At 46.8% G+C, this 19,504-nt stretch carries 10 protein-coding genes; 4 read left to right on the top strand and 6 right to left on the bottom strand.

What is annotated here, in order from left to right:
• Positions 1 to 6: 6 nt before the first annotated feature.
• The 6 genes from bglX to GJU87_RS12175 form a co-directional block, all read right to left on the bottom strand.
• Positions 7 to 2,352 carry a beta-glucosidase BglX gene (gene bglX, locus GJU87_RS12200; protein WP_228491975.1) on the bottom strand — a complete coding sequence of 782 codons (2,346 nt, stop codon included), beginning with the start codon at positions 2,350 to 2,352 and terminating at the stop codon, positions 7 to 9.
• A 53-nt stretch (positions 2,353 to 2,405) separates the two neighbouring features.
• Positions 2,406 to 4,814 (bottom strand): glucoamylase family protein, encoded by a 2,409-nt coding sequence (locus GJU87_RS12195; protein ID WP_153639782.1) that lies wholly within the window; start codon positions 4,812 to 4,814, stop codon positions 2,406 to 2,408.
• Between the two features lie 25 nt (positions 4,815 to 4,839).
• Positions 4,840 to 6,204, bottom strand: a complete 1,365-nt coding sequence (locus tag GJU87_RS12190; RefSeq protein WP_228491974.1) for a glucoamylase family protein — start codon at positions 6,202 to 6,204, stop codon at positions 4,840 to 4,842.
• A gap of 271 nt (positions 6,205 to 6,475) precedes the next feature.
• Entirely contained in the window at positions 6,476 to 8,239 is a 1,764-nt protein-coding gene (locus GJU87_RS12185) for a LamG domain-containing protein (RefSeq protein WP_153639780.1), read from the bottom strand.
• Positions 8,240 to 8,270: 31 nt separating this feature from the next.
• On the bottom strand, positions 8,271 to 9,803 hold the full coding sequence (locus GJU87_RS12180; RefSeq protein WP_153639779.1) for a RagB/SusD family nutrient uptake outer membrane protein: 1,533 nt from the start codon (positions 9,801 to 9,803) through the stop codon (positions 8,271 to 8,273).
• Positions 9,804 to 9,823: 20 nt separating this feature from the next.
• Positions 9,824 to 12,883: a TonB-dependent receptor gene (locus tag GJU87_RS12175; protein ID WP_153639778.1), complete on the bottom strand. Its 3,060-nt coding sequence runs from the start codon at positions 12,881 to 12,883 to the stop codon at positions 9,824 to 9,826.
• Positions 12,884 to 13,227: 344 nt separating this feature from the next.
• Between GJU87_RS12175 and GJU87_RS12170 the strand changes: the two genes are divergently transcribed.
• From GJU87_RS12170 to gap, 4 genes are all read left to right on the top strand, one after another.
• Positions 13,228 to 16,083: a triple tyrosine motif-containing protein gene (locus tag GJU87_RS12170; protein ID WP_153639777.1), complete on the top strand. Its 2,856-nt coding sequence runs from the start codon at positions 13,228 to 13,230 to the stop codon at positions 16,081 to 16,083.
• 180 nt (positions 16,084 to 16,263) lie between these two features.
• The gene (locus GJU87_RS12165; RefSeq protein ID WP_153639776.1) at positions 16,264 to 17,253 is read left to right on the top strand and encodes an HAD family hydrolase; all 990 of its coding nucleotides are present in this window, start codon (positions 16,264 to 16,266) and stop codon (positions 17,251 to 17,253) included.
• 19 nt (positions 17,254 to 17,272) lie between these two features.
• Positions 17,273 to 18,196 carry a ketopantoate reductase family protein gene (locus GJU87_RS12160; RefSeq protein WP_153639775.1) on the top strand — a complete coding sequence of 308 codons (924 nt, stop codon included), beginning with the start codon at positions 17,273 to 17,275 and terminating at the stop codon, positions 18,194 to 18,196.
• 282 nt (positions 18,197 to 18,478) lie between these two features.
• Positions 18,479 to 19,477 carry a type I glyceraldehyde-3-phosphate dehydrogenase gene (gene gap / locus GJU87_RS12155; protein ID WP_153639774.1) on the top strand — a complete coding sequence of 333 codons (999 nt, stop codon included), beginning with the start codon at positions 18,479 to 18,481 and terminating at the stop codon, positions 19,475 to 19,477.
• The last annotated feature ends 27 nt before the right edge of the window (positions 19,478 to 19,504 follow it).

The raw sequence follows: 19,504 nt of genomic DNA, 5'->3' as shown, positions 1-19,504 counted from the left end.
TATAAATTATTCCTGCCAGTTTATCCTGGCTGATTGCACATCTCTTGAATTTCCGCCCACCATGATTTTAAAATCACCCGGTTCCCAGTCGTATTTCAAGTCGTAGTTGTAAAACTTCAGGTCGTCGGGCGTGATATGGAAGGTCACTGTTTTGGTTTCACCGGCTTTCAGGTCGATCTTCTGAAATCCTTTGAGTTCCTTCACCGGACGGGTGACACTTCCCACCATATCGCGGATGTAGAGCTGAACTACTTCTTTTCCTTCCCGGTTTCCGGAATTGGTGACCGGAACCGAAACGGTGAGCGTCTCGTTTCCGGTAAGGGAAGCGCTGCTCAGTTTTATTTTGCCGTAGTCGAAAGTCGTATAACTAAGGCCAAATCCAAACGGATACAACGGAGCATTGGAAACGTCCAGATAATTGGAACGGAATTTCGTGAACCATTTTCCTTTCGGAAGCGGCCGGCCCGTGTTTTTGTGGTTGTAGAAAATTGGTACTTGTCCCATGTTTTGCGGGAACGTTGCAGTCAGTTTTCCGGAAGGATTGACATCACCAAACAGCACATCAGCAATGGCGTTGCCCGCTTCGGTTCCACCAAACCATACATCGAGGATGGCCGGAACATGTTCCTGTTCCCACTTGATGGCCATTGGACGTCCGTTAAAGAGTACCATAACGACCGGCTTTCCGGTTTTGAGTAGCGCTTTGAGCAGTTCACGCTGGTTTTCGGGTAGTTCAATGTGCGACATGCTGGAGCTTTCACCGCTCATTTCTGCGGCTTCGCCCAGGGCTGCCACTACCACATCGGCTTTGCGGGCAGCGTTTACGGCCTCCCGGATCATCACTTCCGGTGGACGACTATCCCGGTAGGTGGGTTTGCCGAATATGCTTACGCGAGCTTCCAGTGCAGAATCGGCAACTACATTGGCACCCTTCGCGTAAATCACTTTCACGTTGTCGCCGGCCACATTTCGGATACCATCCAACAACGAAACCGATTTTTTGAAATCGCCGGCGACGCTCCAGGTACCATCCATGTTTTCGCGGTTCGCTGCCAATGGTCCAATCAGGGCGATGGTGCCTTTTTTCTGCAACGGCAGAACCTGTTTTTCATTTTTGAGCAGAACAAAACTTTGTGCTGCTGTTTCGCGGGCAATTTTGCGGTGTTCAGGTGTAAATATGTCTGTTTTTGCTCTCTGAGTGTCACAGTAGCGATACGGATCGTCGAACAGTCCCAATTTGTATTTCGCTTCGAGAACTAGTCGGCAGGCCCGGTCGATCTCCTCTTGGGTAATTTTACCTTCTTCCAACGACTTCTTGAGCGTTTTGACGAAGCCTTCGCCTACCATGTCCATGTCGACTCCGGCTTTCAATGCCAGTGCTGAAACCGTTTGCAGGTCACCCATTCCGTGGGCGGTCATTTCATTAATCGCCGTAAAATCGGTTACCACGAATCCTTTGAAGCCCCATTGTTTGCGCAGAACATCGGTCATCAGCCATTTATTGCCGCTGGCCGGAATTCCGTCGACTTCGTTGAAGGACGTCATCACACTTCCCGCGCCGGCGTCCACCGCCGCCTTGTAGGGCGGAAAATATTCGTTGTACATCCGGATGTGGCTCATATCAGTGGTGTTATAATCACGCCCGGCTTCTACAGCGCCATACAAAGCAAAATGCTTCACACACGCCATGATGGTGTTGTTTTTAGTCAGCGAGTCGCCTTGGTAGCCTTTCACCATGGCTTTGGCAATTTCGGAACCCAGATACGGGTCTTCACCACTTCCTTCTGCCATTCGTCCCCAGCGCGGATCACGGGAAATATCCACCATGGGAGAGAAGGTCCAGCAGATACCGTCGGCGCTGGCCTCAATCGCTGCAATGCGAGCCGACTGTTCAATCAGCGGCATATCCCAGCTACAGGACAGTCCCAACGGAATCGGGAAAACCGTTTGGTATCCATGGATGACGTCCATCCCGAAAATCAACGGAATTTTCAACCGGCTTTGCTCGACAGCTATTTTTTGGACTTCCCGAATTTTTTCGGCGGTTTTGATGTTGAAAAGGCCACCCACTTCGCCGGCCTTTATTTTAGAGGCAATATCCGAATTGGTTGCTTCGCCGGTGGTGATATCACCGGCTCCGGGCAGGTTCAACTGTCCGATCTTCTCCTCCAGGGTCATCTGTTTCATCAGGCCATCAATCTTCCGATCCATAGGAGACTGATGATTTGTCGACGTGCAGGCTGCTACCAGAATTGGCAGCACTACCGGCAGATAAAATTTCCGTTTTAACTGTTTCGTCCATCGCGTTAGCCATATCAAAAGCGATATGGGCATGTTCACTCGTTGCTTCATTGTTTATTGGGTCTTTATCGGTTTTCCTTATTTATCAAACTATGTTTTTTGGCTTATTTCCGAATGACCAGTTTGGTTTGGCCATAGTTGTTGCCGTTGACGAGCTGCAGGATATACATTCCATCGGGCAAAGCAGAACAGTCGACAAAAATCTCAGCACCGGAGCTTGTTATGTTCTTCTTCAAAACCAACCGGCCGTCGAGCGAGAAAACATTCACTTCTACAGTGCGCTGTGTATTGATAGCCGGAAAATCGATGGTTACCTGTCCGTTTCCCGGATTGGGATATACGCTGAATTCCTGTTTGTTGCTGAGAATATCGTTTACGTCGGTTGAGGTTTGGTACTGAAAGCCGAGCTTATCCAACCCGGCCTGCACGTCGCTATCCTTCATCAGGGTGTTCCACAACAAACCGGTCCGGTAGTTTTCAATCATCACCACAATGGGACCTTGATCAATTCCGATGTAGGCTGGTTGGACCCAGTTTACGTTATCATTGAAGGCGTCATAAGGTCCGTACAGGCCAAACAGTTCCTGACCGCGTTCGCGATAGAAATACTTCAGTGCCTTCAGGGATTCGGTTGGCGTGTAGGGCATACTGGCCAGAGCCGCCGTCGGGCTGATCGTTCCGTTGTCGTTATCGTATGGTCTGTGCGCGGTGTAGCCATCCGGGTCGTCGCTGGCGGTGAGGCCCCAACACTTGTCGCTGTAACTCGGGAAATTCTTTGGATTGTCGACCGCGTAGACGTGGTGAATTTTCGCGGTGTTGACATTTTCCAGCCAGTAGTCGGCATACTGATCTTTCAACCCGTGCGGATTGACTCCCAGAAAGGAGTAGTGAATCCAGAACAACGGACCGCCCCAGTCGGGTGACAAACTGATCGGAAAATTGTAGAATGTGCGTTGGTTAACGATGCTGCCATTGCGGGCCCAGCCCTGCTCATACACTTCTTTGGGAATGCCGTGTGTGGGAGAGGCGGCTGCCATCAGGTAAGTTGTGAGGCACTCATTCCAGCCCTGCACTTTCATGTTTTTTGCAAAGCCGTAGTTGGGCGACCAGTGCCAATACAGCACATTTTGTCCATCCTGCCGATACCAGTCCCAATCCACACCTTTCCATAACAGATCGGCCTTTTGCCTGATTTGAACCGATTTGTCATCCGTTCCCGTGAAGTAGTTTTTTAGGGCAATCAGTCCCTGTACTACATATGACGTTTCGACCAAATCGCCACCATCATCATCGGTAGTGAACGGCTGCGTTTTGTATGTATCGGCATTATACCAGTGCGACCAGGCTCCATGATGTCGATCGCAGTTTTCAAGAAAATTCAGGATTTTCAGAATCCGGTCTTTGATTTCATCGCGTGGACGATATTCCCGTTCATAAGCCACGATCATGGCCATCAATCCCATTCCGGTAGCACCCGAAGCAGCCGTTGTTCCATTGCCATTGGAGCGTTCAAGCGGCATGCCTGTTGCCTGATGCGCGCCTTCCCAGAAATAGCGAAACGCATACCGTTCGGTCATATCCAGTAGCTCATCATCGGTAAAGTCCCTGAGGGTAGCCGTTTGCTGGACAGGTGTTGATTCTTTTCCTTGAGTGGTCGAGGTGACACGGTACGTGATGGTTGAGTTTTTTGCACTTGCCGGAACGAAGTCCAGGTAGTAATTCTGCGTAGTTTCGCCTCTGAGTTCGAAAGTCTGCCCACCATCGAACGAAGCATCAACCCGGTAGGACAAATCATTCATGGGAATCGTCCAATTCAACTCGGCGTGGCTGTCATAGCCTGTAGCAGTAAGTCCCGTGACTGCCGGTACGTCAGTGATGCTTTTGAAAGCGGTAATTTCATCAATCAGGATCAGCCTCGAGCTGTTATCGTTCTCCGATTGGTTGAAAATGATTCCCTTTGCTTTCGTGAAATCGAGTGTGCTGTTGTTCGCGTCGTTAAAGATTACGCTTAGCGGAAAGGTAACCCGGTTCCATTGTCCGGTTTGCAGGTCGTTGTTGTAATCGGCTAATGCGTATAACTGGGAAGAAACTTCAGAAGTACCGCCGGCCTGAATTGCCCTGATGCCAATTAGTGGCAGGGCTGAAGCCGGGAAAGTATTGTCCGTGTAAACGTAAAACGAAATGGAATCCATTCCCGATATATCAGCAGTGGACCAGTCGTTACGGAAGATCGTTGCTTTCCAGTTTCCGTTAGGAGAGGAGGTGTAGTTAAACTTCAGTGAAGTCGCTCCCTGGTATGCTGTGGTTGAGCAGGGAACTTTGTCGTCGTATTGCGGTGCTCCCGGCGGATAGGTATGCTCGAAGATGCTTTCGCCCAGGTTGGCCACATCCACCAGTCCCTGGTCGTAATAGGTTGCGTCCGTTCCTTCCGAGAAGAAAGTTACTTCCTGCGCCCATCCGGTGCGGAAAAGCCCGATTAAAATGATGAGAACGACTAGCCTGCTTTTATTCATTTTCGGTTCAGTTAATGGTTGTAATTCATTCTTCCGCTTTTGCGGATTCGGATGCCACGGTAAATCCCAGTCTTTTCAAACCTCTCTGAACATCTTCATTTTGCATGAATGATTTCCAGAGCAAACCGGTCCGGTAGTTTTCAATCATCACCGGAATCGGTCCCTGGTCGATAGCCAGGTAGCGAGGCGTATACCAATGATAGGTGTCGCTGTAGGCGTCGTACGGGCCAAACTCTCCAACCAATGAATCTGCTTTCAGGTAGAGATATTTCAGAAACTGCATTGACTCTTTAGGAGTGTATGGGAAGGATGAAAGTGCAGCGGTTGGAGAAATCACGCCTAAATCTGCTTCCCCGGGATGATGACCAGCATATCCTTTCATGGAATAGCTGGAGGTCAGTCCCCATTGCTCTTTTCCATAACCTTTATATTCCTTGGGATTGTCGAGCGCATAACGGTAATTAATCAGCGCATGATTCCGGTTGAGTTTCCAGTAGTCGGCGTACTGATCGGATAATCCATGTGGATTGAGTCCCAGGTATGAGTAATGTGCCCAGAACAGCGGCCCCACCGGATCATTGTTGTGTTCGTAATGATTGAGGACAGTATGAAGTCCGTAGTACACCGTATCTTTTTCAATGGTTCCGTGGCAGGTCCAGCCTTCGTGATAAACAGCGGGTTGAATAGGGTGAGTTGGTGACGAAGCTGCCAGCACATACATTATCAAACACTCGTTGTAACCACCTACCGGGAAATTCATATCCCAGCCGTAATCGGGCGACCAGTGCCAGTACAAAACGTTTTCGCCTCCTTTGGTGTACCAGTTCCAGTCTACTTCTTTCCACAATGTCTGGATATCGGAGGCCAGTTTTTGTTCATCGGCATTACCATCTTTAAAGTATTCAGCAACTGTCAGTAAGCCTTGTATCATAAAAGCCGTTTCGACCAGATCGCCTCCATCGTCTTTTTTGCTGAAAGGCTTTACCTTCCCGGTTTCGCCGTGCAGCCAGTGCGGCCACGCGCCATGGAACCGGTCGGCTGTCGCCAGAAAATCGACAATCTTCCGGTAACGGGTAAATGCTTCTTTTCGGGTAATGAAACCACGCTCGACGCCTACCAAAATGGCCATCACTCCAAAGCCGGAACCTCCCAACGTTACTACGTTCTGGTCGTTCTGCGGGTACTTATTGTCCATGTGGATCCGTTCGCGGGCCATCCCGGAATTGGGCTCGGCTCCGTCCCAGAAATACTGAAAGGTTTGGTATTGAACTGTATCCAGCAGTTGATTGTCGGTCAGGTCAGCATATCTCCCCTTTTTTGCTTCCTGTTTCCCATCTTTTTTACCGGAATGAACGCATCCAGCCATTAGGAGCAGGAGTAGGCTTGTCATCAATATTTTCATATGCTCGGTGCTCTTTCAGGGCAGAGAATCCCTGTTTGTTTGGTTTATTCGGATGTCAAAAAAAAGATTGTTCCCAAAAGGATAGAAGAGACAGATCATGCCTTGTCTGGCAGGTTGTTTAGATAGAAAAAGCTGCCCGGATGCTTCCGGGCAGCCATTCCCACTGTCAGAAGAACCTATCTAATCTATAATCTATGAAAAATGACGTTTGAGAACGCAGAGGATTCACAGTTGGTCGGTAAAAAATACCGTTGCTGGATCACTGCGCATCATTCATAATCGTTTGTATCTCTTCCTGTGTAATTGCTTTATTGAATATTCGCAATTCGTCCATCATGCTCAAGTCAGACAGATGGCCCCATTCTGTGAAACGTGGTGCACCAGACATGATGGTCAGCAAATCACATCCTGTCCAATCGATACCTGTAAATGCGGCGTTTTTAACCAGTGTGCCATCAACGTAGACATTGCATTCGGTACCTGATATTGTGAAAGCAAAGAAATGCCATGTATCTACCGTCGGGTCAACTTCAGCATCGGCTCCACCGTCTACCCAGGTATCAGCTGTTCCGTTTCCGGCATTTAGTTTAAATCGTTGCATACCGGGGTTACCAGCTTCCCTGAAGAAGCGGAATCCGCTGGTCCGATTATTCTGGACATCCGGATAATTGGCGTTTCCTGTATCTTCAGGACTCATTACCAAAATACCAGCCCTATCAGGAGTACCATTGACTTTCATCCAGAAAACAGCACTGAAGTTATCACTTTGCAAATTTGTTGCCGGGAAAGTCAAATACGAGTCGGTAGCACCTTCATAAGCCTGACCAACTTTTCCAGCTACATAAGTTGGAGAACCAACAGTTGTAGCATCGGTCATGGAAACCCTATCGGTCGCATTGCCATCGAAGGGCATATAGAAAATCTCCCCGTCGTATTTAGGCACGTAAGGAGAATCGTCATTGATAACAGCCTGGATTTCTTCTTGCGTCAATGCCCTGTCGAAGATTCGAATGTTATCGTAATTACTTAAATCAGATAAGTGATTCCAGTAAGTAAAGGTTGGCGCACCTGAGCCAATGCTCATCGTGGTACAACCAGTCCAGTCAATCGGTGCCGACAACGTGGCTGTTCTCACAAGAGCACCGTCCAGATAAATCATGCTTTCCGTTGAGGTAACGACCATGGTAACATATACCCAATCACCCAATGTTGGATCGATGACCCCTCCGTCGTTCCACGATTCACCAACACCTGTACCCACATTGAGTTTTATTTGCTGAGAGCTGGCACTTCCTTCGCGGAATAAGCGGAAGCCGTTCATTCTTCCCGCGTCGTCATCGGTAGAACCAACAGTTAAAATACCGGCACGGTCGGGAGCAGCATTCACATTGATCCATAACCCTATCGTAAATTCGGTGAACTTCAGGTTGTCCATTGGGAACGTCAGGTATGAATCAGTTGCGCCTGCATAGGCTTTGCTTTCCTGTAATCCGTTGTCTGAGAAGCCTGGTGTCCCAACTACGGTAGCATTCTGGAAAGAGATCATCTCCATATAGTCACCTTCGAAAGGCATATAGAATTTCTCACCGTTATATTTCGGCGTGTAAGGCGAAACTTTTGAGAAGTTGACGGTTGCCGTGGTCGATTTACCGTCGAGGTCAGTCGCAGTTATCGAAATCTCATGCTGACCAAGTTCCACATTGTCGTATGTCACCTGTTTCAGGAAGCGACGATAATCTTTGAAATCAGACGAGCTGAAACTGGCAATTTCTGTTCCGTCGTATGCTACTGAAACCGTTCCGAGCTCAATGTCATCGGTCGCTTCAAAATCAATCGTAATAGATGATACCTGCTCAGGAAGTTTGAGTTCATAGTTCTCGGTTGGAGAATTGATGGTTATTTGCGGGGCTGATTCGTCCGCTCCCGGCGCCACTTTTGAAATAGCATCGATGTACCCGTCTTTACATCCCGTTGCAAAAACGAGTGCGAGCATTCCGATTATAATAAACCTATATATTTTCATTTCTTTTCAGTTTTAGTAATCAATTACTGGATCAATTTCCCCCCAACACCGGTAGCTGATCTACCTGGGCTTGCGGATAAGGCAGATAAACTTTGTCCTCAGTAAATGTTCTGCCTTCGTAGCTCAGTGCACTGTAGTTGCCCAAACGGACCATATCGTAGTAACGGGTACCCCATTCCATGGCCAATTCGGCAAATTTCTCATCCATTACCTGTGCGTTGGTTACGCCACTGAGGTCGGGTAATCCAGCTCTTTCTCTTACCAGATTAACTGCATCGTCAGCACTACCAGCGGAACCTGAGGCACCCTGCGTCAATGCCTCTGCATACATCAACAGTACTTCGGCATAACGAATACACTGGAAGTTCTTGTTGTTACCATAATCGGTACGTCCGGGTGTCAACATATCAGACGGGAGATAGTGTTTTCCACTGGCAAATAGTGCCCTGGAATAATCGTTAATGGTATCACCATCCAGTGTTACGTTGGAAATCCAGCTGGGTAAGGTGCTGTAGTTCGGATCTTTCTCTATTTCGCTAATGCCCCGGTTGGTAAATAATACACTTGTTTGAAGACGGGTGGTTTCACCTCTGTCCAGCATGAATTTGATCCATTTCAGACTTGGCTCATAGAATCCCCAACCACTTCCGGCACCTTTTACATAAGGAGACCAGTTCTGTGGTCCGAAGAAAGCAAATAAATAGGCTTTTTGGTCACCAGCTCCCTGTCCGAAATCAGAATATTGATATTCGAGAAGGTTCTCGTTGTTCAGTTTTCCTTTCAGTTTGAATAACTGATAGAAATCGGGCTCGAGACTAAATTTGGCTGAACTGATAATGGCACCGGTTGCATCGGCTACAGCCTGATAATTCTGATTTTCAAGATTAGCCAGTGCTTTGATGGCCAATGCCGTATATTTTGTTACTCCTCCGGGAATATCAGTCCTTTCGTTTGGACGCATATCCGGCAAATTCGGAATGGCCTCATCCATCAAATCAGAGATATATTGCATCACCTGATCTTTGGGGGTTAACTCCGTTGTCAGAATATCAGAAGGATCGGAGCTTTGTGGAACTAATACGGCTCCCCATACACGTGACAACTGGAAGAGGTCCCATGCCTGAAGAACCTTGGCTTCAGCAATATATTGATCGGCTGTTGTTTGGCTTGCACCGGCGTCAGCATACAACTGGACTTGGTCCATAGCAGAAAGATCAGTGAACATGTCTTTGTAAATCTGCTGCCATAGCGAATTGAACATCCAGTAGTCTTTGTTATAATTGAATTTATCTTCTTCAGCAAAATCCTGTTGGTCGCCCAGACCACCGGCGTTAACATCGTCGCCACGCACAGCAAGAGGAGGATACTCTTCCCAGCCCCTGTTATAAAATTCAGCGTAAGCACCAATTAATGGTTGTATCATATTAGCAGATTGAGTGTAATCTGTTTGCTCGGTAAACGACCTGTTTTCGGCCGGCTCATCCAGCAGTTTCTGGCAGGCTGATACCATTAACAGCGCAACGATGATGACTGCGAGCTTTATCGTGTGTTTGAAAACTTTCATAATCTTCATCTTTTTACAAATTAAAATTTCACATTAAGCCCAACAGTATAAACTGCAGGAATTGGGTAGGTTTGACGGTCGATTCCATCCTGTACTTCCGGTGTAAATCCGTTGTAGTTGAATAAGGTCAAAGGCCGGTCAGCCGTCAATGAAATCCTGGTTTCAGGCATTTTCGTACCGAAAACCTCTTTACCCTTAATGATGTAGGCTAATTGAACATTCTGGATACGGAAGAATGAACCATCCTCGACGAAGTAAGTGCTCATCTTCTGGTTCCAGCCTTTGCGTAAGCCGACTGATGATGGGTATTTGTTGGATGTTCCTTCTCCGTGCCAACGGTTTTTAGCCAGGTCGGCATCCATGTTCAGGTCGGGTGTCCAGATAACTTCACCGCGTTTTCTGTTAAGGATTTTGTTTCCGCTCTGACCAACAATACTGGTCGAGAATTGAAGATTCTTGTAAGTAATTCCCAGATTGGCACCGTACATCAGATTGGGGAAATACGATCCCAAAACAACCCGGTCATCATCGTTGATAATATTATCACCATTCTGGTCTTTGTATTTGAAATCGCCCGGAACAATACTGGCACCGGTAGCATCTATCGTACCGACAGCCGCCGGATCGTTTTGAATTTCCGCGTCATTCTGGTAAACTCCCTGAACCTCATATCCAAAGAAGGCCATCAAAGGCTCACCAACGATAGATCGCTGGCGGAATTCGGCTGAACCTCCGTCAATATAAGGTTGTCCGTAAAGGTCACGAACTTCGTTTTTCAACGTCGAAATGTTGGCACTGATGCTATAGCTCAGGTCATTCGAGATCTTGTCATTCCAGTCCAACGCTAGTTCAAAACCGGAGTTCCTGATCACACCTACGTTACGGATGATGGTACCTCCCAGAGTAGGAATTTTCACGTCGATAGCCGCATTTTTGGTATCCCGGATATAATAGTCGGCATCCAGCGATAAGCGACTGTCTAAGAAACGGGCCGTGATTCCTACGTTCGTTTCTTCTGTCAACTCCCACTTGAGAGTAGAGTATGTACTGGTAGTTTGTGTTCCGGAAGCTTCCTGATCATTGATAGCGGTGGTCACAACGTTAGTGGTGATGGCCCCATCGCTCGGCGGAATATTGTCATTACCTAACTGTCCCCAGCTACCACGCAGTTTCAGGTAGTTAAGGAATGTAATTCCCTGCATAAAACTCTCTTCAGAGATAACCCAACCGGCACCAACAGTAGGGAAGTATCCCCATTTTTGCTGATACTTGGAACTACCATCTGCACGCATGGTTCCGTAGAGCAAATAACGATCGTTGAAGTTATAGGAAATACGGCCGAAATAGGACATTCCGTATTGCCGCAAACCATCATCATCTACTTGATCGGTAGGAAGTACAGCTTTGTCCGATTGGTGAATATACCAGGCTTGTTGCTGGTCGGTTGGGAAGTTGATTCCCTGAGCCTTCAACATTTGGTAGGACTCGTCACGATAGGAGGTCCCGGCCATTGCCACTACATGATGTTTGTCAAACCGTCCGGTATAGGTCAACACATTATCCCAAATCTGGTTAGAATAGGTTTCATTCCGTTTGGTAATGGTCGAATTATCTTGTTTGAAGTTGTTATTGATGAAGTAAGCCAACGAAACATCTCGCTGTTCGATGGTGGAATAGCTATGATTATAAGTCGTTTTAAACGTTAGTTTATCAGGAATGATGTTGATTTGCGCGTAAAAATTAGTCAGCGTTTTGCGAATCCGTTGTCTGTTGTTCGTGAACTTCATCGACGGGAACGGGTTTTGTCCACCTCGATAACCAATGGCTTGTGCCCCTGCATAATCAATCGGCCAGGCATCTGTATTGGCCGGGTCATATACCGGTAAAATGGGTACAGCCCAGTAAGCCAGACTCCAGGCATTGTCGTTAGGTAGATAACGGGTCGCGTTACTGAAAATCATATTGGCACCAACCGTGAGCCAATCGGCAGCCTTGTAATCAATTTTCGAACGCAGGTTGAACCGTTCGTATTCGTTTTTCATGTCCAGAATACCCTGCTGAGAGAAATAACTGGAACCAATCGCATAGGAAGCATCTTTACTTCCACCCGAAATGTTCAAACTATGATTTTGAATAGGTGCTTGTCGCATAACCTCCTTGTACCAATCTGTATTCACATCCGGAACATTGGGATTCACTCTACTACGGCCGTAGCGTTGCATTGCGTTCAAAATGTTTTGAATATCCGGAGCAGAGCCGGATTCCATGGCCATCGTGGTAAATTGTTCAGCGTTGGCCATTTGCAAAACGTTCTGTGCAATTTGGTAACCATAGTACCCATCATAGGTAATTTGGGCCTTTTGGTTGTATTGTCCCGATTTGGTTTCAATCAATACGACACCGTTTGCGGCCCGTACTCCGTAAATCGCCGCTGCCGACGCATCTTTCAGGACGGTTACAGAGGCAATGTCAGAAGTATTCAGGAAGTCAATATTATCGAAAAACATTCCATCAACAACATAGAGTGGAGCCTCATTATTGATAGGATTTCCATCCGCATCCTTTTTGGGGTACGATCCAACACCCCGTAAACGGATAGCGGGAGATTCACCCGGAGATCCGGTGCTTACCACCTGAAGACCGGCTACTTTCCCCTGCAAGGCTTGCATAGTTTGTCCGGTGGGTGTTTTCGCAAGGTCATCCGATTTTACAGTAGTGATAGATGAAGTCAGGTCTTTTACATTTAATTTACCATAACCTACTACTACAACCTCGTCGACCTGTTGGGTAGAGGGCTGCATCGAAACATCGATATTCGTTCGGTTATTAACGGCAATATCCTGGCTTTCCATTCCCACAAAACGGAAAGTCAATATAGCATCGCCGGTCGCATCGATAGTATATTGACCATCGACATTAGTAACAGTTCCTGTGGTCGTCCCCTTGACCAGAACAGTTACCCCCGGGATGGGGTTTCCGGTGGCAGCTTCGGTAACATTACCGGAAACAGTTATTCGCTGTTGGGCGAAAACTGTCGCAACCGAAATTAATAAAGAAAAGAGAATCGTTAATTTTTTCATAGGTTCACTTTTTTGTAACAGTTTGTGGAAATAAAATTAGGTGTGATTAGAAGAGTAGTTTAAAATCTTTCCACACTACTTATTCTCATCGTAAAGTGAAGTGTAAAAAACGCCTCATCATTGCCACTCATATCATAATGTTAGAATGTGTAATTATCTGGTATACAGGTTTTGTTAGTGTCATAAATTATTAAAACATGTAAAAAAATGTTAATATGATGTACAACATGTTTTGATAAAATCATGCAGAGTGATGATAAAAGGAGCTTGTTACATCGTTATATTTGGGCGGAAACGGGGAATTAACAGGCATTTGAAAACGATAAGAATTTAAACGACAGGCGATGGGAAGAACTTGCTTTTTTCTGTTTTGTTTGATGTGTTTACCTCACCTATCTGTATACTGTCAGGAACAGGATTCTGTATGGAGAGCCGCCAGTCAGCGACATATGGTGGTGGAAGATATCAATAACTTTAGCAAGATGGAATACGGTGCCGCTGCACAAAACTGGGGGGTAAGTGCGGGGCGCGACGGGATGATGTACTTTGCCAACAACAATGGTTTGCTGGAATTCGACGGTACGAGCTGGAGGCTGCATCGCCTGCCCAACGAAACGATAATGCGGGCTGTGCTCGCGGTGAGCGATAGCCTGATTTATACCAGCGGCTACCGCGAAATGGGAGTCTGGAAAAGGCAACCATCGGGTGAACTGGTATACTACTCTCTCAATCCGCAGGCAGAGCATTATTTTTCCAAGAATGAAGAATTCTGGAATATAACTAGTGATAAGCAACGGATTTATTTCCATTCGTTTAACCGGATTCTTCTATATCAAAATGATTCGGTTACATCCGTCAGTCTGCCTGGGTTCACGAATGTGATGAACCAGGTTCGGGACAAGATATTGATAGGAGTAAGAGATAAGGGAATTTACCAATTATCCGGAGCGGCGGTTTCTCCGGTAGCTTCCGATCCCTTTTTTAGAGGCAAAATTATCCGGTTTATTCTTCCCTACAAAGCTGATCAATTGATGATTGGAACCGCTTCTGGTGGGATTGTCATTTGGGATGGCGAGAAACTAACACAGTGGAAAACGGGCTTGACATCTTACTTCCGTGAAAACGAATTGAACCGTGGGTATATTATGCCGAACGGAAACCTCGTCATCGGAACAATCATTGATGGAATTCTAGTGTTCGATAAGTCAGAGAAACTAATTCAAAAGTACAATCATTCCAATGGCCTTCAAAACAACACTGTTTTGGGGATAGCCGGGGATCAGTTCAACAATATCTGGCTGGCACTTGACCATGGAATCGATTTTATCGGGAACCGGCACAGCAACGGCGTCAGGATTGAGAGCATCCCAAATATTGGGGCTGTTTATTCGGCTGCTATTTTTCAGAACCACATCTATTTAGGTACCAATCAGGGGCTTTTTTCCAAAGATTTATCAGAGCCGGATGCTACGTACAGGTTGGTTCCTAATACGCAGTCACAAAACTGGGATCTGCGTGTTATTGGTGACCAGTTGGTGGTTGGACATAACGAAGGAACCATTGTCGTCGAGAACAGAAAGGCCCGGTTCATTTCCCGCAATTCGGGTGGTTTTTCCATCCGGGAAGACATTAAAAGAAGAGATCATTATATACAGTCGACTTACAATAACCTGGTGTCTTACAAAGAAGTGAACGGTCATCTGGTGATGGAGAATATTATCCAGGGATTCACCGATTTGATCCGTTATATCGAAATCGATCATTTGGGAAATGTCTGGGCCAGTCATATGCACCGGGGGATATACAAACTGGAGTTGAATGATAAACGCGACAGGGTAGTGGGGCAAAAGTATTACGGCGAATCATCGGTGTTTGGGAAAGAGCATTCGCTGAATGTATTTAAAGTGGAAGACCGGATTGTATTTACGACCAAGGAAAAATTGTTTACCTACGATGATTTGAACGATACGATTATTCCGTACACCTATCTGAATCAGCGCATCGGAGATTATCGCGAAGCGCACAAAATTGTCAAAGCTCCGGATCATCACTATTGGTTGATTTCATCGAAAAAGATTGGCTTGTTCTATATTACCATGAACGAGGTGCACTTAATCAAGTCCTATCCAACGTCCTATTTCAAACAAAATCCATTGTTTGACGATTTCGAGAATATTTTGCCGGTAACGGCAGATAAAGGAATTCTTTGTTTGGAAAACGGTATCTCCTGGTTGAATGCATCCCAGAACGACACACTGCAAACCATTGCCAATTTTGCACCGAAAATACGCGAACTCCAACTCATCAACCGAAGGAACGACGCCATAAATGAAGTTCCGGTCAACCATGCATTGGAATTGAGTTATAGCCGAAACAGCATCGAAGTCCGCTACTCATTCCCGCATTACTCCGCCGAACCGGTTTTTTACCAGGCCTTTCTGAAAGGAATCGACCAGAAATGGTCGGATAAGTCCGAGTCGTCTGTCTTCCGCTTCGACCGTCTGCCGGCCGGAACCTACCAGCTTCAGGTAAAAGCAACCAATTTGTGGAATAACGAGAGTCGAATCAATTCGTTAACGCTGGAAGTGCAGGAACCATGGTACAGTACTACGCTGGCGAAAATCGGGTATTTTGTTCTGCTGGTGGTCTTCTCCATTCTATTCCAGGCTTGGGGAGCAAGGCGTACCAAGAAAAAGCAGCGTATCCATATCGAGAAGAGAGAACGCGAGCTGATTTTGCTCCGGAACAAGAATTTGCGCACCGAGATAGAGCATAAAAGTAAAGAGCTGGCAAACTCCACCATGTCGATGATTAAAAAGAACGAGTTTTTGCTCGACCTGAAGCAATTACTGACGCGCCAGAAAGAGCAGTTGGGCACCCGTTATCCGGACAAGTATTTTAACGACATCGTGAAGAAGATTGATAAGAATATTTCGAGTCATGATGATTGGCAGATTTTTGAGACCAACTTCGAGCAGGCTCATGAGCAGTTCTTACGGAAGATCAAAGACGATTTCCCGGATCTAACAGCCAAGGATTTGCGTATGTGTGCTTACCTGCGGATGAACCTTTCTTCCAAGGAGATTGCTCCGCTTTTGGGTATTACGGTTCGAGGCGTCGAAAACCATCGCTACCGGCTGAGGAAGAAAATGGGACTCAGCCACGACGATAATTTAATCGATTTGATATTGCAGTATTGATTTTGTTTTCATCGAAATAGCAATTGTTCCGGCAGAAGAAGTGCGCTTTTCCGCCGATAGAAAAATGCTTTATTCATAATTAATTTACATAAAAGCTACGTCCATTCCTGATGTCCTCTGTATTTTAGCAAGAGTTAAAAGACCAGCGACTTGGTTAAAACTTAATTGATATACAGACGGATGAAAAGGACGATTTTATTGCTGCTTGGTTTAGCTCTTACAGTTGTGAGCTGCACTTCGCCGAAAGCTGACCCACTGCCATCGTGGAACAACACACCCGAAAAGACCAAAATCATTGACTTCGTCACGAATAAAGTGCCGGAAATTCCGGTAAAGGATCGCATTGCCGTATTTGATATGGACGGAACACTGGCTTGTGAAGCACCGCTTTGGTTTGAGATGTACAGCGCTGTTCAGGGCTTGTGCCTACAGGCAGACAAAGACAGTTCGCTCCTGCAAAATCCGATATATCGTTATGCAGAAAAGCTGAGGGTGAATCCCAAAGACACTTCGGTCATCAATCATTGGGGACCATCAATCCAACCCATGATAATGAATGCTTTTAAAGGCTGGGATAACGAAAAATATGTGCAGTTCAGCAAAGCGTATCTCGATACGGCCATGAACCGCGATTATCACATCCCGCTGGCCCAAATGTTTTACCCTCCCATGCTCGAACTGATTTCATACCTGAAAGCGAACCAGTTTGATGTGTATGTCGTTTCCGGTTCGCTGCAGGGTTTGATGTGGAGCGTTTGTCCCGAAGAGCTGGGCTTTGACCGTCAACACCTGATCGGTACCAGCCAGGCGATGAAACCCGTCTTTCATCCCGGTAAGGGAACAGAGTTTGTACTGGAACCGACCATCTTCCAACCATCGAATAATAACAACGGCAAAGCGATAAACATCTATCGTCATATTGGGAAAGCCCCTGTTTTTGCTTTTGGAAATACCACCGGCGACTGGGGCATGTTCCGAATGGCGTCTGCCAATCCGTTGCCCAATATTTCGTTCATGTTGAATCACGACGATGCCAAACGGGAATATGAATATAGTCCCTGGCACGGAACACCTTGCCCAGCCTGGAAAGATTCAATGTCGACACACGGATGGAACATTGTTAGCATGAAAGAGGATTTCAAAGTGGTATTTAACCAATCAAATAAATAAAACAGAAAGGACAGCAGTAATGAAGATTGCAGTAATAGGAGCAGGAGGAGTTGGAGGCTATTTCGGTGGAAGGCTGGCCCAGGCCGGTAATGAGGTAACCTTTCTGGCGCGTGGTGCACACCTCGAAGCGATGCAGGCCAATGGTCTGACCGTGAAAAGTGTGCTGGGCGATTTTCACTTAGACAATGTGCAGGCTACCGATGACATCGGGACAATCGGGAAAGTCGATCTGATTATTGTTGGCTTGAAAGCCTGGCAGGTGAAAGATATGGCGGCTCATCTGGATCACCTTATCGGCGAAAACACAATCATTCTGCCCTTACAAAACGGTTTGCTGACGTATGACGAATTGCGCGAAGCCGTCGGACCAGAACCGGTAATTTGTGGTTTGTGCAAAATCATTAGTAAGGTGGAAGCTCCCGGAGTTATCAACCACTTTGCTCATACCCCGGAAATTGTGTTTGGCGAAGCCGATAACACAAAAACCGAACGGGTGCAACAATTACAGGTCGTTCTGGAAAAGGCAGGTATTCAGGCGACCCTGGCCGAAAATATTCAGAAGGAGCTGTGGAAGAAGTTCATCTTTATTTGCGTGAGCGGCCTAATGGCCATCACCAATACCAATTACGGAGAGCTTCGTTCGATACCCGAAACGCGAAAACTCATGGTCGATTTGCTGAACGAGATCGTGACCCTGGCCCGTGAAGCGGGAATTCCTTTCGGTGAAGATTTCGTGGAAAAGAATGTTGGTTTTATCGACACACTAGCTCCCGATTCCACCACATCACTGGCACGAGACATCTGGGCCGGCAATTCCTCCGAACTGGAATATCAGAATGGCACAGTAGTCAAACTCGCCAGACAGTTCAATGTCGATGTACCGGTCAATCAGTTTGTCTATTCCTGTTTGGTTCCCGCCGAGATCAAAGCACGAAAGGGATAAAAGGTTCCTATTGTTCCTGTTGTTTCTATCGTTCTGCAGGATGTTGTTGCGGAGCTTTCATTGAAAATTACCGGGAGCGTTATAACCGTTAAGAGGAACTCTGAAGGAGTTCAAGCTTCATAGCCCGGGGGTAATAAACCGAAGGTTTTGCTTCTTGGTGGCCGTATTTGTCGGAAAGTTGTCATTGCAGACAATTGCGGGACACCGTACCTTGCGGATGTAAAAAGAACACGGATGAACACAGCGAATCCGTTCAGTTGAACCATCAAAAATGAACAAGGTATGATTAGAGTTGCTATCAATGGATTTGGTCGGATCGGGAGATTGGCCTTCCGCAAGATGCAGAACCACCCGGAACTGGAAGTGGTGGCGGTAAACGATCTCAGCGCACCGTCGATGCTGGCTTACCTGTTAAAATACGATTCTACACAAGGCACTTTTGATGCCGATGTCAAATCAGGTGACGATATCCTGGTGGTCAATGGGAAAAGCATAACGGTGTTGGCCGAACGCAATCCGGAAGCATTGCCCTGGAAGGAAATGAACATCGACCTGGTTCTCGAGTGTACCGGATTTTTTGCTTCGCCGGAAAAGGCTTCAGCACATCTGAAAGCCGGCGCCAGGAAGGTCATTATTTCGGCACCGGCCGGACCCGATTTGAAAACCATTGTCTTTAATGTGAACCACGATATTCTGGAGCCGTCCGATAATCTCATCAGTTGTGCATCGTGCACGACGAACTGCCTGGCACCAATGGCCGATGTGCTGAACAAGAACTTCGGCATTGTAGCCGGACAGATGAGTACGATTCATGCATACACCAACTCACAACCGTTGATGGACACGCCCGACCCGAAAATCAATTACCGGAAGTCGCGTGCGGCGGCTAACAACATTGTGCCGTATACTACCGGTGCAGCCAAAGCCATCGGGTTGGTGATTCCGGAGCTGAAAGGCAAACTGGACGGTTCGTCACAGCGAGTTCCGGTAGCGGCCGGTTCGGTGGTTGAGCTCTATACGGTGCTGGAAAAACAGGTAACGGTAGATGAGATTAATCAGACCATGCAAAACGCAGCCAACGAATCGTATGGTTATACTGAAGACCCGGTAGTATCGGGCGATATTGTTGGTATTTCATACGGTTCATTGTTTGATGCTACGCAGACTAAAGTGGTGACCACCGGAAACCAACAGCTGGTGAAAACCGTTTCGTGGTACGACAACGAAATGTCGTTTGTATCGCAGATGGTGCGCACGGCAGCCTACTTTGCTGCATTGTAAAACAATTTGGCTGAAATGACGTTTAGT

The sequence above is a fragment of the Prolixibacter sp. NT017 genome (assembly GCF_009617875.1).
GTDB lineage: Bacteria > Bacteroidota > Bacteroidia > Bacteroidales > Prolixibacteraceae > Prolixibacter.
The sequence above is the reverse complement of the archived record's forward strand: the minus strand, read 5'-3'. Positions and strand labels throughout refer to the sequence as shown.